16 protein-coding genes are annotated in these 18,676 nt (G+C 43.0%); 9 read left to right on the top strand and 7 right to left on the bottom strand.

Annotation, left to right across the window (positions count from 1 at the left end; translation table 11 throughout):
• Positions 1–392: 392 nt before the first annotated feature.
• Together AACT52_RS37045 and AACT52_RS37040 are read left to right on the top strand one after the other, a co-directional pair.
• Positions 393–2,912: a CHASE2 domain-containing protein gene (locus AACT52_RS37045; protein ID WP_073628553.1), complete on the top strand. Its 2,520-nt coding sequence runs from the start codon at positions 393–395 to the stop codon at positions 2,910–2,912.
• Complete coding sequence (locus AACT52_RS37040; protein WP_073628551.1) at positions 2,909–3,712, top strand: DUF928 domain-containing protein; 804 nt, start codon at positions 2,909–2,911, stop codon at positions 3,710–3,712. Before AACT52_RS37045 ends, AACT52_RS37040 begins: the two co-directional genes overlap by 4 nt.
• A 189-nt stretch (positions 3,713–3,901) precedes the next feature.
• Here AACT52_RS37040 and AACT52_RS37035 read toward each other — a convergent pair whose 3' ends face one another.
• From AACT52_RS37035 to AACT52_RS37025, 3 genes are read right to left on the bottom strand one after another with little or no spacing between them, the layout of a single operon-like run.
• Entirely contained in the window at positions 3,902–6,742 is a 2,841-nt protein-coding gene (locus tag AACT52_RS37035; protein WP_073628549.1) for a CHAT domain-containing protein, read from the bottom strand.
• A 15-nt stretch (positions 6,743–6,757) separates the two neighbouring features.
• Positions 6,758–7,810, bottom strand: coding sequence for a DUF1822 family protein (locus AACT52_RS37030; RefSeq protein WP_073628547.1), 1,053 nt, complete (start codon positions 7,808–7,810; stop codon positions 6,758–6,760).
• Between the two features lie 43 nt (positions 7,811–7,853).
• A complete protein-coding gene (locus AACT52_RS37025) occupies positions 7,854–9,323 on the bottom strand; it encodes a hypothetical protein (RefSeq protein WP_073628545.1) in 1,470 nt (489 codons plus the stop codon).
• 651 nt (positions 9,324–9,974) lie between these two features.
• Between AACT52_RS37025 and AACT52_RS37020 the strand changes: the two genes are divergently transcribed.
• Positions 9,975–10,838, top strand: coding sequence for a hypothetical protein (locus AACT52_RS37020; RefSeq protein ID WP_073628543.1), 864 nt, complete (start codon positions 9,975–9,977; stop codon positions 10,836–10,838).
• A gap of 24 nt (positions 10,839–10,862) precedes the next feature.
• Positions 10,863–11,228, top strand: coding sequence for a hypothetical protein (locus AACT52_RS37015; protein ID WP_073628541.1), 366 nt, complete (start codon positions 10,863–10,865; stop codon positions 11,226–11,228).
• Here the strand turns inward: AACT52_RS37015 and AACT52_RS41650 are convergent.
• Both AACT52_RS41650 and crtH read right to left on the bottom strand, forming a co-directional pair.
• Entirely contained in the window at positions 11,225–11,347 is a 123-nt protein-coding gene (locus AACT52_RS41650) for a hypothetical protein (protein WP_445263941.1), read from the bottom strand. The two genes, AACT52_RS37015 and AACT52_RS41650, sit on opposite strands and share 4 nt — an antisense overlap.
• Before the next feature lie 80 nt (positions 11,348–11,427).
• Positions 11,428–12,921, bottom strand: coding sequence for a carotenoid isomerase (crtH, locus tag AACT52_RS37010; protein ID WP_073628539.1), 1,494 nt, complete (start codon positions 12,919–12,921; stop codon positions 11,428–11,430).
• A gap of 752 nt (positions 12,922–13,673) precedes the next feature.
• Between crtH and upp the strand changes: the two genes are divergently transcribed.
• The 3 genes from upp to AACT52_RS36995 all read left to right on the top strand — a co-directional run bounded on the left by upp (position 13,674) and on the right by AACT52_RS36995 (position 15,183).
• On the top strand, positions 13,674–14,324 hold the full coding sequence (gene upp / locus AACT52_RS37005; RefSeq protein ID WP_073628537.1) for a uracil phosphoribosyltransferase: 651 nt from the start codon (positions 13,674–13,676) through the stop codon (positions 14,322–14,324).
• A 77-nt stretch (positions 14,325–14,401) separates the two neighbouring features.
• Positions 14,402–14,758: a hypothetical protein gene (locus AACT52_RS37000; RefSeq protein WP_073628641.1), complete on the top strand. Its 357-nt coding sequence runs from the start codon at positions 14,402–14,404 to the stop codon at positions 14,756–14,758.
• 152 nt (positions 14,759–14,910) lie between these two features.
• On the top strand, positions 14,911–15,183 hold the full coding sequence (locus AACT52_RS36995; protein ID WP_073628535.1) for a YggT family protein: 273 nt from the start codon (positions 14,911–14,913) through the stop codon (positions 15,181–15,183).
• Positions 15,184–15,256: 73 nt separating this feature from the next.
• On the opposite strand, the gene AACT52_RS36990 is transcribed toward AACT52_RS36995, so the two are convergent.
• Positions 15,257–15,769 carry a biotin carboxylase gene (locus AACT52_RS36990; RefSeq protein ID WP_233153823.1) on the bottom strand — a complete coding sequence of 171 codons (513 nt, stop codon included), beginning with the start codon at positions 15,767–15,769 and terminating at the stop codon, positions 15,257–15,259.
• Positions 15,770–15,960: 191 nt separating this feature from the next.
• Here AACT52_RS36990 and AACT52_RS36985 point away from each other — a divergent pair, with 191 nt between their 5' ends.
• A complete protein-coding gene (locus tag AACT52_RS36985) occupies positions 15,961–16,566 on the top strand; it encodes a hypothetical protein (RefSeq protein ID WP_073628533.1) in 606 nt (201 codons plus the stop codon).
• A gap of 93 nt (positions 16,567–16,659) precedes the next feature.
• Here the strand turns inward: AACT52_RS36985 and AACT52_RS36980 are convergent, their stop codons facing one another.
• Positions 16,660–17,532, bottom strand: coding sequence for a shikimate dehydrogenase (locus AACT52_RS36980; protein WP_083630091.1), 873 nt, complete (start codon positions 17,530–17,532; stop codon positions 16,660–16,662).
• A 157-nt stretch (positions 17,533–17,689) separates the two neighbouring features.
• Here AACT52_RS36980 and AACT52_RS36975 point away from each other — a divergent pair, with 157 nt between their 5' ends.
• On the top strand, positions 17,690–18,637 hold the full coding sequence (locus AACT52_RS36975) for an alpha/beta fold hydrolase (protein WP_073628531.1): 948 nt from the start codon (positions 17,690–17,692) through the stop codon (positions 18,635–18,637).
• Positions 18,638–18,676: the final 39 nt, after the last annotated feature.

Raw genomic sequence — 18,676 nt, 5'->3', positions numbered from 1 at the left:
TCATGACGCTTTTGCTTGACAATATAAACGATGTCTGCATACTTTCAGCTATTGAAAAAGTTGGTTTCTATCGCCAAATCAGCTTCTTATGACTTTTTTTTCGGTTATTTTGGCGATGATACTTTCCAAGGTTTATACTGAGGTCTCAACACAGGCATTTCTGTAATAAGAGCCTCTATTCTTTAGTATCTGGGTGCATCGCGCTCTTGTTAAATCTGTTGTAGAATATTTTGATATTTTGCGAAAAGAGGTCATCATTTATAAAGTAAAAATTAATTTTGGGTGATGCGTTTTTGATTGACGCATGCTAAAGCCTTAAGATGAAGTTTAATCAATTAACTTTAAGACATTTATCATCTGACCACTCTTTGAATCAGACACCTAAAACGCTTATGAATAGGTTGATAGTTTTAAGCTTGGGTCAGGGAAATCTACACGAAGGCTTTCCTGTTGTAACAGCATATATCGGGGAAGCAGAAAATCCCTATCAAACGAAATTTACTGCTAGCTTACCGTCTGCACCAGAGATTCCAAAACTTTACCGCAATTGGCAGTCACTTTATTCGGCTTTTTTTCATCGTCCATGTTTACGTGTTGGTGTAGAAGAAACTGAAGAAAGTGACGATACTTTTGAAATAGAAGACGCTTACGTCACTAATGTTTCTGAAGTAGATCTTAAGGATTTATGCGAGCAACTTTACGACTCGATAAATTTGTGGCTGAATTCCGCAGAATTTCGCAAAATTGAGCAGCAATTACGTACACATTTAAAACCATCTGAAGAAATTCGCTTCATTATTGAAACCAACGACAATTTGTTGCGGCGATTACCTTGGCATTTGTGGAGTTTTTTTGATGATTATCCCTATGCAGAAGTTGGCTTAAGTGCGTCTGAGTATAAACAACCACAGAAATTGCCTCAACTAAAAAAAAGTAAAATTAGAATACTAGCAATATTGGGAAATAGTCAAGAAATTGATATTAGCCAAGATAGGATTTTTTTAGAACAATTATCAACTGATGCAGAAATTCAGTTTTTAGTAGAGCCGAAGCTAGACAATCTTAATGACCAGCTTTGGCAACAAAGTTGGGATATTCTCTTTTTTGCCGGTCATAGCTGCACTCAAGAAAAAGGTAGGCTGCAACTCAATCAAAAAGACACAATTACCCTTGACCAACTAAAGTATGGTCTCAAGCAAGCTATCAGCCGTGGATTACGTTTGGCAATTTTCAACTCTTGTGATGGCTTAGGGTTGGCGCAGCAGCTCCAGGAGTTGCACATTGGGCAAGTCATTGTCATGCGTGAGCCAGTGCCAAACGTCGTCGCTCAAGAATTTTTAAAGCATTTTCTCGCCGAATTTTCTCGGGGGCAGTCTTTATACACAGCATTACGTTCTGCACGAGAAAGACTGCAAGGATTGGAGGGAGAATACCCTTGTGCCACTTGGTTACCAGTGATTTGCCAAAATCCTGGGGAGTTGCCGATGGTCTGGCATACACAGCGACAAACTGAACCTGTATACAAGGTAGGCTCTTTAGTGGCGGGTTCCGTAACCAAGCAACCCACTGCTCGTTACTTTGGAAACCATACTCTTTCGAGAACAGCAAAGCAAAACCAATTAGTTAGACGTCGCTTAGGCGTCGCCGCCACGCGTCGTCTCCCAATACTGCTAGCAAGTGTACTGGTAGCTGCTAGTCTCATGGGAGTGCGCCATTTAGGGATGCTACAACCTTGGGAACTGCATTCTTATGATCATTTAATGCAACTGCGAGCAGCAGATGAAAAGCCAGATCCGCGTTTATTAATCGTCACTATTAATGAAGCGGATATTCAGTATCAAATTCAGAAGAAGATGAATATGCGTTGGTCGCTATCAGACCAAGCACTGAGTCAACTGTTGCAAAAGTTGGAGAAGTACCAACCAGCAACTATTGGTTTAGATATTTATCGTGATTTCCCTGTTGATCCCAATTATCCAGACTTAGGCGAACTCTTGCAGCAGGACAAGCGAATATTTACAGTGTGCAAAGTTTCTGCTCCTAATGATGGCGCACCGGATGGTGTTCCTCCCTCTCCGGAAGTCTCAAAAGAACGTCTCGCTTTTAGTGATTTTGTAGCTGACGCAGACCGTATTCTTCGTCGCCAACCTGTGCAATTAACTCCCCCTGTGCAATCTCCTTGTGCAGCAGAATATGCTTTCAGCTTTCAGCTAGCACAGCAATACCTGAAAAATAGTGGTATAAAATGGGACATTAATCAAGAGAAAAACTTGCAAATTGGCAACACTGTTTTTAAGCGCTTACAATCCCATACAAGCGGCTATCAAGGAGTGGATGCCTCAGGATATCAAATTCTGCTCAATTATCGTTCTGTGCCCTCTCTTGCCAATATTGCCCAAACAGTCTCTCTTAAAGAAATTCTCAATGACGAGATTGTTCCTGAGTTATTACAGAAGTCGGTGAAAAACCGAATCGTCCTCATTGGCGTCACCGCTTCTAGTTCTCCTGATGATTGGGAAACTCCATACACTGCAAAAGCACCGGATAAAGAAAAGCAAATTTCAGGCGTATTTCTACAAGCGCAGATGGTGAGTCATATTGTGAGTGCTGTTTTGGATGGTAGACCTTTGATGTGGTGGTGGTCTGGATGGGTGGAAGCACTGTGGATATGGGGTTGGGCATTGCTGGGAGGTATTCTATCTTGGCGAATTTTACAGCCACTTCATATAGGATTAGCTATTGTAACAGCACTATTGATACTTTTTACCATCTGCTTTGGTATATTTACACAAGCAGGGTGGATTCCACTCGTTCCCTCAACATTGGCATTGGTGTCTTGTGCGGTTGTGTTGAAGATGCTACCAAATCACCATGCAAGCAACAGCAAAAAACGTTGGAAGTCTCAAATATGAGCAAAAATAAGTTGCCTCCAAGGCACCATCAACTAGCATATGCTATCCCTTTGCTAGTTATTGGGCTTGTGAGTGAGCCAATAAAAGTGCAGGCAAATCCAGTACAATCATTGGGCAATAGAGTCACTCACACATCAAACCTTCTTGCCCAGAAATTTCCTGATAATGGTGAGCCTAGAGGACGCCGCCGAGGAGGGACAAGCCGTCGTGATGGATGTCCAGAACTGAAAACACCTATTACTGCTTTAGTACCTGGTGAGGAAAATAACAACAAATCTTTCTTCGCATCCACAGTGGCTGAGTATCCAACCTTTTGGGTTTATGTTCCTGAATTACCGACAAACTCACGTTTTGGAGAGTTTGTGTTGCAGGATGAACAGGGTAATGATGTATACCGAACTTCTCTGACATTGCCAGGAAAGGCTGGTATTATAGGCATTAGCCTACCCTCAAGTTCACAATATGCTCTCAAGCAAAACTCAAAATATCACTGGTTCTTCCGAGTTTATTGTGGTAATCCACAAAACAAACCGGACTATTTTTTTGTGGACGCATGGCTGCAACGGGTGGCACTAACTCCCCAGCTTGAGCAACAGTTAAAGACTGCAAAATCAAGGGAGTACACCGTCTATGGTGCGAATAATCTTTGGTACGATGCTGTAACAAATTTAGCTAACCTACGCAGCACCAATCCAAATGAGCGCGTGTTGGCGGAAGACTGGACTAACTTGTTTAAAGCTGTTGGCTTGGAAGAACTAGCCCAAGCACCGATTGTGCAACGTTACAATCCCCAAAAGTAACGCAGATTATGTCAAGAACAATCAAGCGGGAGATTGTAGAAGTCCAGGGGTGGGTAGTGGATGGCGATCGCTATACCTTAGTCGCTACTGCACTCACCGTGACTCCTCATAGTTCCTGATTGACTGTATTTAGATTGAGTCTCCTAGGTCATCCTCCTGCTTCTTGCAACTCCTGAATTCTTCTGTTGGTCAAAGCCAATTCCCGACTAACACAAACGGTGCCCAAAAATATGGATTTTTCTGCTGAGCAAAAACAGCGAGTTGGGCATGCTGGAGTGCTTCGGCTTTATTGACTCCAGCTTTTAACTCTTGATAAAACTTACTCATCAAATTGGCGGTAGACTCATCGTCTACAGACCACAATGTTGCCAGTGTACTGCGTGCGCCCGCCCGCACAGCAACTCCAGCTAGTCCTAAAGCTGCTCGCTTGTCTCCAACAGCAGTTTTGCAAGCACTCAGAACAAGTAATTCTATATTGTTAGACTTACCCGTGTCGCTGACTCGCAGTAATTTATCAAATTCCTTCACCTTCAGGAGCTCATCCCAGGTGACAATAAAGGTTTTTTCTGGATCGGAACTAAACTCGCCGTGAGTTGCTAGATGAACTACTGAAAAGGAAGCAGATCCCAATTGGTTTTGCAGGTTGGTTTCGGTAAACTGCTGATTTAACAGTTCTTGACTCCTAGGTACCTCAGACTTGATTTCTTGCAATTCCCGTGGCACGTTATTTAGTGAAGGAAACTTGCGGTTTTCGATAGAGCGTTCTGCCGCTACTCCAGCAGTTAAGGTGTTTAAGCGTACCTTTTGCAACGGTTTGGGATCAAGGAGTTGCAAACCAGGGGCGACGGCGATCGCATACTTTTCCACCAAATATTTTTGCTGTTGTTTGTCATACAAAACTGACATTGGTAGATTCCGCAACTCCCCATCTAAGACAAACACTAAGGTTTTGATGCCACTTTCGCTAAGCTGTGCTTCAGCAGGTCGGATTAACCAATCATATATCTGTTGGGACAACTGCTTCACCTGAGAAGTCCGCGTTACATCCCGTAAATATTCTCTGAGGTCTTCTACAACACTTTTTACTTTATCTTCGGCAATCACAGTTTTGTAGTGGCGCAAGTCCTGGTTAGGCAACTTGAGAATAACATCTAGACGGTCTGGTAAAATAATCGGATACAGAACTGCTGCTTGTTGGTCTTGTTTATCAATCACTGGGTCAAGTTCCTGCTTAGCAGTTAAACAGGCTGAGCGAAAAAAATTGTCCAGTTCTGCTAATTGCAGCGATTCCATCACAAAACGAGCTTGCTGTATATTCTTTTGGCTTTCTGGCTTTTGGTCTGGGTATTGGACATTGGAATTTCCTTTTGCTGTTCTGTGTTCTTCATTCTCTGTTTGCAAAAGCAATGCCACTAACTCCCGATACACAGGTTCCACAGTTTCCCGAAAGGAAAACTGAATATCTGGATTAATCGCAACTAAATCGCTACGTAAAGTCTGGAGAGTCTTGAAGGCTTCAGAATAGTAGGGGACAGCCCGTTTCATATCTCGCTGTAGCTTGTGTATACGTCCTAGTTGCCATTGCCATTGATAAACGATGTCTGATGCATGAATACTTTGGGCTAGAAACAAAGCTTTCTGTGTCAGCTTTTGGGCATCAGTCAACTGCTGATTAATTTCATACAGATTCCCAAGAGTTCCAAGGGCATAAGATTCTGCTCGCTTGTCTTGCAAGCTTTCCGCCTGCTTGACTGCACTTGCCAGTATCTGGGCTGAGGTTTGGAGGGAAGGGGATGAGGGAGTGAGGGAGTGAGGGAGTGAGGGGGATGAGGGGGATGAGGGGGATGAGGGGGATGAGGGGGATGAGGGGGATGAGGGGGATGAGGGGGATGAGGGGGATGAGGGGGATGTTGCTTTTAGTACTCCTTCATTCGCCTTATCAATGCTAGCCAGCTTCATCAAACTTTGGGCAAAGTTAATTTTGGCGTCAACTGCCATCCGACTTGGGGGCAAGTTATTGATTTCAGAGTGGATTTGGGAAGATAAGAAGAATGCATCCGCAAGTCGCTTTGTCTCAATAAGTAGGCTCAGTTGATTGAGATATGCTTGAATACGTGTGGTTCGGTCAACAGATGCGCTTACAGCTTGCTGGTAGTAATGTAGCGCAGTTTTCGTGTCATGCTGGAGGCGGGCTGTATTTCCCAGGTTGAAGAGAGCCTCACTGACGACTTGATTCGATGAGGTGGCTTTTGCTAGTGCTAAACTTTGCTCTAAAACCTGCTGCGATTCCTTTAAATCACCAACCACTTGCCGAATGTTACCAAGACTCAGCAGTCCTGCGGCTTTCGTCGCTGAATCTGGTTCATTTTTAAGAGTTTGCGAAATCTCAGTTAAAATCTTATTTGCCTGACGGTATCGCCCCAAAGCTTGCATCGCTTGAGCCGAGTTAATGCGGTTACGAGTTAATGCAGCACTATCTTTAGAATGCTGATAAATCTCAGCAGCTTGTTGCCAAGTAGTCACTGCTGCGTCTGCTTGTCCCTGTGCCAATTGTAACTGTCCTCGCACATCAAGGGCTTGTGCCAAAATTTTAGAACGCTCTTGAGAGTTATTTAAACTTTTCAATAAATTGAGACTTTGAGCGATCGCTTTTTCTGCTTCAGTCCATAAACCCAGTTGCTCAAAAGCTAAGGAGAGATTGCTCAAAGTCATAGCTTCCCGTAAACTATCCTGATGAGTTCTAAAATCAGCAGCAGCCTGTTGCAACGCTTTGACTGCAAGAGTGAACTGTCCAGCCTCATAGAGTTTTTTACCCTGTTGCACAAGGTCTTGGGTCTTACCTTGGCTGATTGCTAAGTTTTGTGCAGTAGAATTGATAGCCGAAGCTTTTGTCAACACGGGTGATATGATCACGCACAGAAACGCAGCCATGACCGCTAGTAAGGGTTGAGCTATCCAACCCCTACGGGAGTAGTTGGATTGAAAAATGGATTTTAGAATACGGAAAAATACAGGCTTTTTTCTCGCCACCCTCTTTCCCCTTTACTACAGTTCAAAGTCTTCTTTCACCTTTAGATGCTCCCCTAAACTTACCTCAACACTGAAACGTTTTCCTGATTCCCCTTTAAAAGGTTTGAGTTGAATGTAGTTATCTTGACTTCTGGAAGTGACTTCCTGAAGAGTTTTTCCTGCTTTAGACAGCAAAGTCAAATTCAAATAAGGCGGCAAATATCTTTCTCCACCTGTAGGATGTAACTGGATCAAAATACCCAATTTATCCTCGGTTTCCTCTGTGATATTAACCAGCAGCGCCACAGTTTGATGACCCAGTTGCACTCCCAAGTCAATGAGTTTGGCTTTTTTGGGACCTTTGTGTGTAATTCTGGTACTTAAAGCCAGATTGGCTTCCGGATTAATCAGCGTGTCAATCGTCTGCCAGCCTTCTTCAAAAACTCCCTCTAACCATTGACTCAACTTGGTTTTGGTATTATGCAAATATGTTTGAAGTGATACGGCGGCAGACTGGGTTGAGGCTACAGGTAAAGGGATAGCTGAGGGTTCTAAGAAATGGTGGTAGAACAACAAGTGATTGAGTTCTGCATCAAATAAAGACAGTGGTAGCTGATAAGAACCATCCTCCAGAATTTGTAAATTGAATTCGTTTCGATAATTCACCAGTTGGTCGTAACGTAGAAACCCTCTGAGAATAACTTGTTCTTCCTCTTCTAACACCTCAACGACAACATAGAAATGAGCTGCCAATTCTGGTTTATCAATGGCGTCTGTTGGGATATTTACTATTTCATCAAGTATGTGTTCTGTAGCAATTGGACAAATCTTAAACTCACCTACCTTGAGATGACAACCAGTTTCCATAACATCCGTATCTCGATGGATGGGTTGATCGCTTATGCGTGTACTTAACCATTTTTCACAGCCAAGTCTTGCCAATGTATTTAGATAGGTTTGCCACTGTTGTGCTTCACTCATCACCAGTTGGCTACAACCTCTTGCTTGATGGAAGTCTTCTGGTTCTAGCCAAATCACTTCTGGAAGCGAGAGTCTTATGTCTGATGAATTAACCGAGGAAGGGCGCATTATTGTACTCCTTATATGTATGGGTTTTTTGTCTAAGATTCCTTTAGCCTCGCTTCAACAGGAGGGTTTGGGGATGTATGTGTTTGTCGTGTGTCTGTGATTCTAAATATTTGCGAAGTTGTTGAGCATATGCACTATCCATTGAACGGCTTTTTCCAGCTCTGATTTCTTCTGCTGCTTCCTGAAAGATTTCGTCATCAGCAAAAGCTTCTGTATATTCAGCTAATGTTTTAAGATAGTCTGGTTCCGGGGGCATTTTGGTCAAACCCTTTTCAACAGCTTTCTTAAGAACCTTGTCAAGAATTTGTTGGACTGTTGAAGCGCGTATCTTGCTGAGTAAATCGCCAGGATTCAATATCCGTCTCGCTTGATCCCAACTTGTCATTCCCAACTTAGGAGCAATATCCTTAAGAGATAAATTGTCGCAGTAGTAGAGCTGCAAACCAGGAATAAATTGTTGAGCAAAGTATGCATATTTTTTGCTTTTTGTCAAGGCAGCAATGCGATCGCGTATTTCTTGTTCTATCGCACTAGTCAAAGCTAAGCTAACTTGCTCATGTAAGAAATCTAACATCTCCTGCTGTTCTACATCAATCTCCGCCAGGTTCTCACCGGGTAAATCTGCTCTAAGGCTATAACCTCCACTATCAGGATCTTGGATTTCCAAAGATTCTCTATAACTCCAGATATCATAGTGTCTGAGCTGGGTGACGACCTGTTTGAGTTCATTCATCAACTCCACAGTAGAGTTGATAATGACATCTCTTTTTCGCAAGCCGTTGAGCATTTCTTGCAGTTGAGGGCTTGATGGATCTGGACATTTTCTTCCTCCCTTGGAATTTTGTTGAAGTCTGTCACGGCGATAGACAGCATGAAACACTTCTACAAGGTGGCGATCGCGCTTTGATAAACCTTCGAGTTGTTTTGGTCTAACTCTGTTGAGAAGCGCCCAGTCGCTAAGATGCTTAAATCCAAATTCTGATAAAAAATCTTTCAGTTCGGGATTTTGTTTCGTTTGCAAGTATGCCCAATTGTCTAAGCTCATGCTAGAGTCAGAATCGGCATTAAATGTTTGCAAAATTTTGACAGAAAAGAATTTGTAAGCGGTTGTCTTAGTTTCACCATTGTTATCTACAATCAGTTGAGTTTTGCCATCCCGGTCTATGGTCACGAGAGTTTGCCCATCGTCATTGAGGACATAACGCAGCAAATCCTGGTAGGTAAACTGCTTTTCACCACTGAATAAGTTGTCAATTTTTTGACAAGCTCTCAGGATGGGTTCAGAAACATAGCACCGCAAACAAAGCCCCGCATGAGCGCGACTTGTGGCATCAACAGCAGAATTTTTAGCGAGAAAAGATGATAACAGAACAACTTGCGTGTCTTTAGGAGCAAGATGGCGAATTTGTTTGTTTAAGAACTCCTGTGCCAGAGTCACGGAACTGTATTCGTATCCTACTCTTTGACTGGCACTGATTCGGCAAATTTTCCAGTATCTCGGTGATACATCCATAGTGACTGCCTCGCCCCAGAATAACCAATCTCATATAGTTGCATTAAATATCTAAATGCCAGCGTTTTCAACTTATGCAGTCCTTCGAGTCTGCTTCTTTGAAGTGGTCAGCCACAAGCGACACGAGTGGTGTGATCTGCGTTCTTCCTAAGTTGTCGCGCCAAAACAAGTGCATACTGCTAAGGGCTAGACTACTTGCTAGTACTGGATTTTTTCATTTTGTAAAGTGCGTGCCCGTAGAGCATACTTTGAATGAGCGAATGCGTGAATTGCATATGATGCTCCCTTTTTTCTCTAAAAAGTGCATAACTTAATTTCACTCACATCTACTTCAAGATAGAGTAACGCTGGTAGATGAGTTAACAAAAACTAAGTGCATAACTTAATTTCACTCACATCTACTTCAAGATAGAGCAACGCTGGTAGATGAGTTAACAAAAACTAAGTGCATAACTTAATTTCACTCACATCTACTTCAAGATAGAGCAACGCTGGTAGACGAGTTAACAAAAACCAGCAGCAACCAAACCTTTTCCTTTTCAACATCTCACAATTACCTAATACTTGAAACCAAGTGTTTCCAGTCGAAAATTAGGAAAATATATGGGATTTCATCGTATTAATCATCTTTATTAAGGGTGAAATATCGCTATGAGAAAAAACATTCATAAAACAGTAGCAGTTTTTGCTGTTATAGCAGCTTTAACTAGTGGTTGTCGTTCTAGCGAAGAGTACAAAAAACTCACACAAGCTGGAAATCAATATGCTCATGCTGTTAATGAGCTACTGACAGCTGCTAGTGAGATTAGAATCGAAGCGACTTCCGAAAAACTATTGCAAGATGACAGAATACTCAATCAAAATGAAAATGACTATAGAACAATTTCTAAAGATGATGAGGAAAAATTAACGATTATCAACGATATTCGTAGTCACAATCAACTTCTACAAAATTACTTTTCTAAACTACAAGACTTAGCAACATCTGATGCACCTGATAAGGCTAAGACAGAGATTGATGGTATTGCAGGCAATCTCAACAGTGTTAGTAAGAAACTTCAGGGTAGTGATTTGATTACAAATAAAAGTTTACTTCAAGGTGTCACAAATCTTGTTATTAATTCTCAAATCCGTGGTGCGCTGAGAGAAGAGTTGGAGAAACGGCATGAAGTCATTCTTAAAGAACTAACAATTCAACAAGAGGTATTAAATACCTTAAGTGATTCAATGAAAAAGGATGTGAAATCAATACAATCGGCGCAAGAGATACGGCTTGTTATTCGACCTCTCATTCAGCCAAAGCCAATCAAAAATGAGGATGAATGGGTTCAAAGCCGCAAGAAGATTCTCCTTATGGATAGAAAGATAGAAGAAATCAAAAATGCAAGCAATGCCTTAGGAGAGTTTAAAGAAATTTACCAAGCTTCCGTAGAAGGAAAGTTAACTTTAGCACGTCTCAATAATCATTTGCAAGATATTGATTCGTTTCTCGCACTCGTACAAAACACCAAATAGTCATTATTAAGGAGAATTAGCATCATGGAAAAAGTAATGAGTCAAAATGAATCTTTCAATGAAATAAATAAACAACTACTTGATAAAATGAGAGAGCAGGAAGAAAAACTCCGTTCCTCAAAAATTCAGCTTGCTTTTGAAAAGGAACCAGATATAGCTAAAAGAAGAGCTTTTCTAGAAGAACGAAACCTTTATAGAGCCAAGTGGATGGAGTTAGAAACAAAAATATTGAAGAACCATGCCAAAAATTTAAAATCTCTTGCTCCTGATCTTGAAAATGCTATTGAAAAGTTAGAGGTTGAGCTTCAAAACGTTAAAAACACAGTTGCTATTCTCTCAACCATTAATAGAGTTACCAGTATAGTGGCTCGCATTGTCCCGCGTCTTTAAAATTGTTTGCTTGAGTCAAATTTTACCTTGAAAGCACTCTGCAAAGAATTAGTGCGATCGCAGCCAGTACTTTCTGGAGATTTTAGAGCAAATGTTGCATAAACCGCAAAAAGTATCATTTTTTATCTTCCCCTTACTGTTATAAGCAAGGGGATTTTATTTTTGCTAGATGTTGTGGCAAGGGAGGTTAGGGAGTTTTCTACAACCCCAAATCCACGGCAATGCGGTGGGCGCAAGCAAACCCGGAAAACGCCACCGCATTCAACCCCTGACCTGGAAATGTACTATCTCCCACACAATAAAGCCCTGGAATTGCCGTTCTGTTAAACGGCATCCCCAACAACCCCCGCAATTTGTGACGGGGAATTGGTCCGTAAGTACCATCTTCACGACCTAAAAAGCGGCGATGGGTTCGTGGTGTTCCCACCTCCAGATAATCCAACCCTGCATTTAAACCAGGAAAAATCTTTTCCAATCGGTCAACAATTCGCCTAGCCGCCTCTTGTTTCTTTTCCTCGTACTCCCGCCCAGAGAGTCCTTGCCAATCATCGATCCACTCAGGTGTGAAGGCGTGAATAATATGGTACCCGCTAGGCGCTAAATCTGGATCAAGCAACGTCGGGATAGACACGAATAAAGTCCCTTCTGGGGCTGTCATCTTCTCCCAATCTTCTAGCACAATGTGATGGCATTCCGTTCCTTGGGGCAAAACTTCTGCCTTCACTCCCATGTGCAAACTCAGAAAACTGGGCGACTTGTGATAGCGTAGCTGCCACTTTTTCTCAGCAAAAGGAATTTTTTGTTGACTAAGTAATTTCCCAAATGTATCCCAGCGTGTAGCATTGGAAACAATGCGTTTGGCACGGTAGATTTGACCATTAGCCAGTTGTACACCTACGGAGCTCCTATTTTCTAGGATAATTTTCGTCACCCGAGCTTGGTACTTGATCTGACCACCTGCTTTGACAAGCCCCTCTACCAATTTTTGGGCTATTTGTCCCACACCACCTTTAGGATAGTTGACTCCTCCATAGTGCCTGTCGGAAAATACCATTCCAGCATTAATCATTGGCGTCATGTCAGCTGGTACCACCGACCAGCAATAACACTCCATATCAATAAATTTCAACAACTGGGGGTCTTGAATATAGCGCCGCGCCACATCTCCGGCATTTTGGGGCAGATACTTCACTAAACCAAGACACGCTAAAGGATGCTGAAAAAATACACGCATTAAATATCGGGGTTCTTCAAGCGAGAGCAAGTCCATGCTGTTGAGACAATGAAATACTCTCCAACACTCGTCATAAAAGCGACGAATCCCTTGGCTTTGATTGGGGAAATAGGCAGTTAGATTTTGCAAAAATTTTTCATATACTCGCTCAACTTTTAGGTCTAAGCCGTTGGGCAGATGATAATGAATCTGCACTGGATCGGGAATCACATCTAAGCTTACGTTGACGGCTTGCAAAGCACGAGTGAGTAAGTTGGTGGTACCGTTCTGACCAAAGCCAAAAATCATCGACGCCCCAACATCGAAGCGATAGCCTTGCCGTTCAAAGTAACCTGCGCTGCCCCCTGGAATCAGATAACGTTCCAAGACAAGTACTTTAGCACCTTTTGCGGCTAACTGAGTCGCTGTTACCAAGCCGCCAATACCAGATCCAATGACGATGACATCAGTATCCTGCATTTTGTTTTTTGTCCAAAATCCAATTATCTAATAAGCTGTTGTGCCGTGCCGTTTGCACAATTTGGGCGGACAGGATAGCCCCGAAGTTCCGAGCCTTCACCCGGTGGGAGCTAACGCGCTTTGCGCTAAGGCGCACGCTACGCGAACGGAGGAAACCGACCCTCGGACTTCTCTCCACCCCACAAGAATGTGATTAAAAGATGATGTGCAAATTGTAGGATTTTCAGCTTACTAATGACTCCTAACTAACACATTTTAAAACCCTTATAGAGCAGGGCTTTTAGCCAAACAAGAATGCAGGTGTTTGTTTTATTTGTTGCGAGGAGGCTTGATACTTTTGAATGCGTGACTTTTGACTTCCCCCTCGTGGGGCGCTCATTACAAAAAAGAGGGACAAGCCCGCTACCGCTGGCCAATCCCGTCTGCCGATCCTTAAAGAGAGGAGAACACTGAATTACAATATAACCTTGCTTGAGAATAAATGTCAAATACTAATGCAAGATATTTTCAATAATTTTTCAAGAAAATTTCAAGAAAATTTGAGGGTGCCAATTTTGGCTGTCACTTCCTTGAGGAGAATTTGCAATTCACGCAATATAAATTCAAAGGTGAACTACCCCACATCCCTTTGGGGAAGTGAAAAATTCAAAATGATTTTTTGAATTTGAGCATGATTGTCGGTCAGCCGCATCCAAGAAAAAGTATTATTATGTTTCAGTTGTTATACGATATGGAAAAGCCTATTTCCGGCTATGACGCTACAATTGCGTGTTTATGTCCCACCCCATCCCCTAATTAAGCATTGGTTGGCAGTTGCCCGTGATGCTGCAACACCTTCTGTCTTATTCCGCAGTGCGATGACTGAGTTGGGACGGTGGTTGACTTATGAAGCAGCTAGAGAGTGGTTGCCAACTCAAGAGACAACAGTGCAAACCCCCTTGGATTACAGCAGCGCAACTTTAATAGATCCAACAGTTCCAGTGGCGGTGGTGCCGATTTTACGGGCTGGGCTGGGATTACTAGAAGGAGCGCAAACAGTTTTACCTCTGGCGTCAATTTACCATTTTGGCTTGGTGCGAGATGAAAAAACACTGCAACCCTCTTGTTACCTCAACAAATTGCCAGAAAAATTTCAACCACAAACGCGAGTGTTAGTCACCGATCCGATGTTAGCAACGGGAGGGTCGATTATGAATGCAATGGCACAATTGACACAACGGGGTGTTGACCCAGCCATGACGCGGATTGTATGTGTGGTAGCATCTCCGCCAGCTTTACAAAAACTGAATGATGCTTATCCGGGTTTAATAGTTTACACTGCGACCATTGACGAAACGGTCAATAGTCAGGGATTTATTGTACCGGGATTAGGAGATGCGGGCGATCGCATCTTTGGGACATAAGTTAGTATGCAGCTAAGACAGCATTGGTGTGCAAAAACAACCCAAGAGGTGCAGCGTTTCTTCAAGGCGGTAAAGATATGAGTCAAAAAGATGGTTTCGCGAGCGGTTTTTTCGCCGGAGCAATTTTCGGTAGTGTCGTTGGTGGTATAGTTGGTGCGCTTGTGGCGACGAAACGCGATTCAGAACAAGCACTAGAGGAAGAACCTCAAATGAGTACCAACTCAGTAGAAGCTAAAAAAGCCGCAAAAAGGCGTCAGATGAAAGCTTCGGATCAGGAGAACATGGAAATGGAAACGGCGCGGCGATCGCTTGAAGATAAAATTGCCCAACTGAATGCCACAATTGATGAAGTGCGGCAACAACTAGGGAATGTGAATGGCAATTCGGAGCAAGCCATTCAGGAGCGTTCCCCGCGCAGTGAGGAGTTACGCTAACAGATATACCTTGGGACTGGTGGCAAATGCCAACGATAAACGCGAGAGTGGCAATCATGAACAGATGCAGAACCTGCATCCGCCATGACAGAGGCTAATTTAAAATTAATGATAAGACCGCATTTGACACTTAACAGGAAATCAACCAATCCATGAGTCTACTGATTACCACACTGAGTACTTTCATACAGATTTATAGCACTCTACTGATTATTAGAGTCCTCCTGACATGGTTCCCGAGTATCAACTGGTACAACCAACCATTTGCTGCTTTGAGCCAGATTACCGATCCCTATCTCAATCTGTTCCGTTCCATCATTCCCCCGTTGGGTGGTATTGATTTTTCCCCAATCTTGGCGTTTCTGTTACTCAACTTCTTGAGTTATTTGCTCGCCTCGCTAAGTACTATTCCATTAGTTGGTTAAGTCTAGACCAAAGATATAGCAACCTTTGTAGAGACGCTTGTGGAAAACGTCTCTACAAATTTATTTTGTCCAACTACTTACGAACTTGAGCGCCAAATCCCGCCGCCTTGAACTGCTTCAACTTCAAGGGTAACGGCTGATTTGCAGGCACAGAAATCCTTAATTCAAAATCACTGTCACCTGGTGGAATTTCGTCAATAGAACCAAGACGGGTACGGTTTTGCATCACTGAGTCATTGTTAGCATCATAAATGCGCCCAAAAATATCTGCATCGTAGACCGTTTTGTTAGTGCCATTTTGAGCTTTACCTGTAACAATAAAGCAGTTGGCTGCCATCGAACTACCACCACTCGTAACGGCTCCTTGCGCGAGTTCTTGTGGGCATTCATGATAGGAAAGGTTAGATAGTTTAATCTGTGTCAGCGCTACAGCGCTTGGAGTCAACAGCCACGATAGAACCCCAATAACACAGGAAATGAAAATAACCTTAAGTAGTCCAGAGTACTGAGTACTGAGTTCTAAGAAGTTCCTAATAGCTAAAGGCAGGAGATTCAACAACGATAGTAGGCTATTTTTCTTTTCCATATCTCAAATAACAAAAAATAACGAGATTTGTAACAATAGAAGCGCTGCGGCTAACTCAGTACAGGTTAAAAGCTTCTGAGCACTATTTTCAACCTCAGAGTAACGCGAAATTCACTCTCAAGGTATTGGCAAGTTCCTTTTAACTTTTGTAATAATTATTAAATATTAAACCCTAAATTGCTACGTCACTTATGAGTCCAGATGAGATTAAAGTAGCCTTGCAAACAGCGTTTTATCGTTGTGATGTCGCAAGCTGCCCTCTCTCTGATACGCAGAAAGAGATATTACTGCAAGTCTTAGAGCAAATGAAGGGATCTCATTCTACTGTGTCTGATATCGCCAACCCTTTAGACGAACTGACAAAAGAGGAATTGCAAGCATTTTTTGAGTTCGTTAAAGCACAAGAAGAAGAAAACCGCTCGTGGAAAGCACAGTTACTGAACGACTGGCTGCAAGAAAATGATTCTGGAGCAGTACAATTTATTCGCGATCGCTATGGATTGCAGTGGCTGAATCGGATTGAGCCATATCATTTTGAGAAGTATTCTGCTCAGGATGTCCTCAAGCTAAAGGTAGGCGATCGCATTGAAGTTTGCAATGCTCTTTGGGAATGGGTACAAGATAATGGTCCTTGTCCCCCGGAATGGTATTCCTGCATCGTCATAAAGGTTGATGAAATCAGCGATGGTGATAACTCCTCTACCAACTGCATCATCCGCTTCAACAACGGTTCTGAGTTTGAAATTCAAGGTATGTACGAATGGAATCGCTTTAATTGGCGAAGACTGCAGGGGTGAGGAGTGAGGGATAAATCAATTCAAAATTCATCTCTGTACGGCATAAGTCTGATGAGGAACAGACTCCTCTTCCTCCTCATCAGACTTAATACTCTAACTTGTTAAACCGAGGTGCTTTCGCACGGCTTGGCGCATGACATCAACGGGAACAGTGTCCCGTTGCAACCAGATTTTTAACGCTGCTGCGCCTTGTTGAACGAGCATTTCCAGTCCATCAATCGCAATGACACCCACTTGCTGCGCCTGTTGGAGAAATTTTGTTGGGTTAGGGGTGTAGATCAAATCGTAGGCGATCGCTTGCGCTGGCAAATTCGCCATTTCCTCTGCACTCAAAGGTGATTCCTCTACCTTAGGATACATCCCAATAGGAGTTGTATTTACTATCAAGTTTGCTTGTGGAATTAATTTTGGTAGTTCATCCCATTGATGGATGTGCAAATTTTTCGATTCGAGTGAATTGTCCCAACTTTTGTGAAATTCTTCTAACTTTTGGGCGTTGCGTCCAATGACCAAAATCTTGGCACAACCCAATTGGGCACAACCTGCAACAACTGCCCTGGCTGCACCACCATTGCCTAAAATCACCGCTACCGTCTGGCTCCAATCTCGGTTATAGGTTGTTCGTAAAGGGGCGAGAAATCCTTCAACGTCAGTATTTGTGCCAATCCATTTATTATCTTTGCGACTAACAGTATTGACTGCTCCCACGGCTTTGGCAATGGGTGAAATTTCTGATAGCAAAGGTAGAATCGCCTCTTTGTGGGGGATTGTGGCGTTAAAGCCAACAACACCGACAGCGCCAAAGCCTTGAATAGCAACTTCTAAATTCTGTGGTTCTACCGTCCAAGGGACATAGACGTAATTTAATCCTAAATGAGCGATCGCAGCATTATGCATCACTGGTGATAGGGAATGTTCCACCGGATACCCAATCACTCCAAGCAGTTTGGTTTTACCTGTAATCATTCGTTTGTCATGAGTCATGAGGAGCCACTGCGCCCTTGGGGGTTCCCCCCGAGTCCCGCAAGTGGCGTTCATTAGTCATTATTCACTGATACGAACGACAAATGACTCTCATGAGTCCGTTACAATTATTAAAAGGTACTTAACATTTCTTCGGACCATGCAGGGAACAATAGCCCCCTCTACAACCCCAATTCCAGGTAAATATTGGCAGTGGCGAGGGCATAGGATTTATTACGTACAAGCGGGAGAAAAGCACACGCAACGTCCTCCCTTGTTACTGGTACATGGGTTTGGTGCATCCACAGACCACTGGCGCAAGAATCTCAGCGGACTGTGTAACGATTTTGAAGTCTTCGCTATTGACCTTTTAGGATTTGGGCGTTCCGCAAAACCAAAATTGGAATACAGTGGCGACTTGTGGCGCGACCAACTTTACGACTTTATCACGGAAGTAATTGGTCAAAAGGCAGTCTTAGCAGGCAATTCCTTAGGAGGATATGCCAGTTTGTGTGTTGCAGGACAACGTCCTGATGCAGCTGCGGGTTTAGTATTGCTTAACAGTGCTGGTCCTTTTAGCGAAAACCAGCCTTCTCCGGAACCGGAAGCTTTGCAAACTGAAATTGAGCCTCCTGCGGTGAAGCCGAACGAACAGTTGCAAAAACTCCTGGGTGATATTGTCAAGTGGATTTTTCAACAACCTTTAGCCCAGTTTGTCCTATTCCAATACATAAAACAACCTTGGGTCATTCGCCAAACTTTGGAGAAGGTTTATCTTGACAAAAGCGCGATTACAGACCAATTAGTAGAAGAAATTTATCGCCCTGCTTGCGACTCAGGTGCTTTGGATGTGTTTACGTCTGTGTTTAGCACTCCTCAAGGGGAAAAAGTTGATGTGCTACTCAAGCAGTTAACTTGTCCTTTGTTGCTGTTGTGGGGAGAAGCTGACCCTTGGGTGAATGCTAGAGAACGTTCAAACAAGTTTCGGCAACACTATCCTGAACTGACAGAACACTTCTTACGGGCTGGTCATTGTCCCCATGATGAAGTACCAGATGAGGTAAATCGTCTGTTACGTGATTGGGTTTTGTCCACAGTTATGAGTTAGGACTTATAGCGGTTTTCATCTGTATGAAGTACACCCGAT

It is taken from the genome of Scytonema sp. HK-05 (assembly GCF_963872035.1).
Classification (GTDB): domain Bacteria; phylum Cyanobacteriota; class Cyanobacteriia; order Cyanobacteriales; family Nostocaceae; genus Kalymmatonema.
The sequence above is the reverse complement of the archived record's forward strand: the minus strand, read 5'-3'. Positions and strand labels throughout refer to the sequence as shown.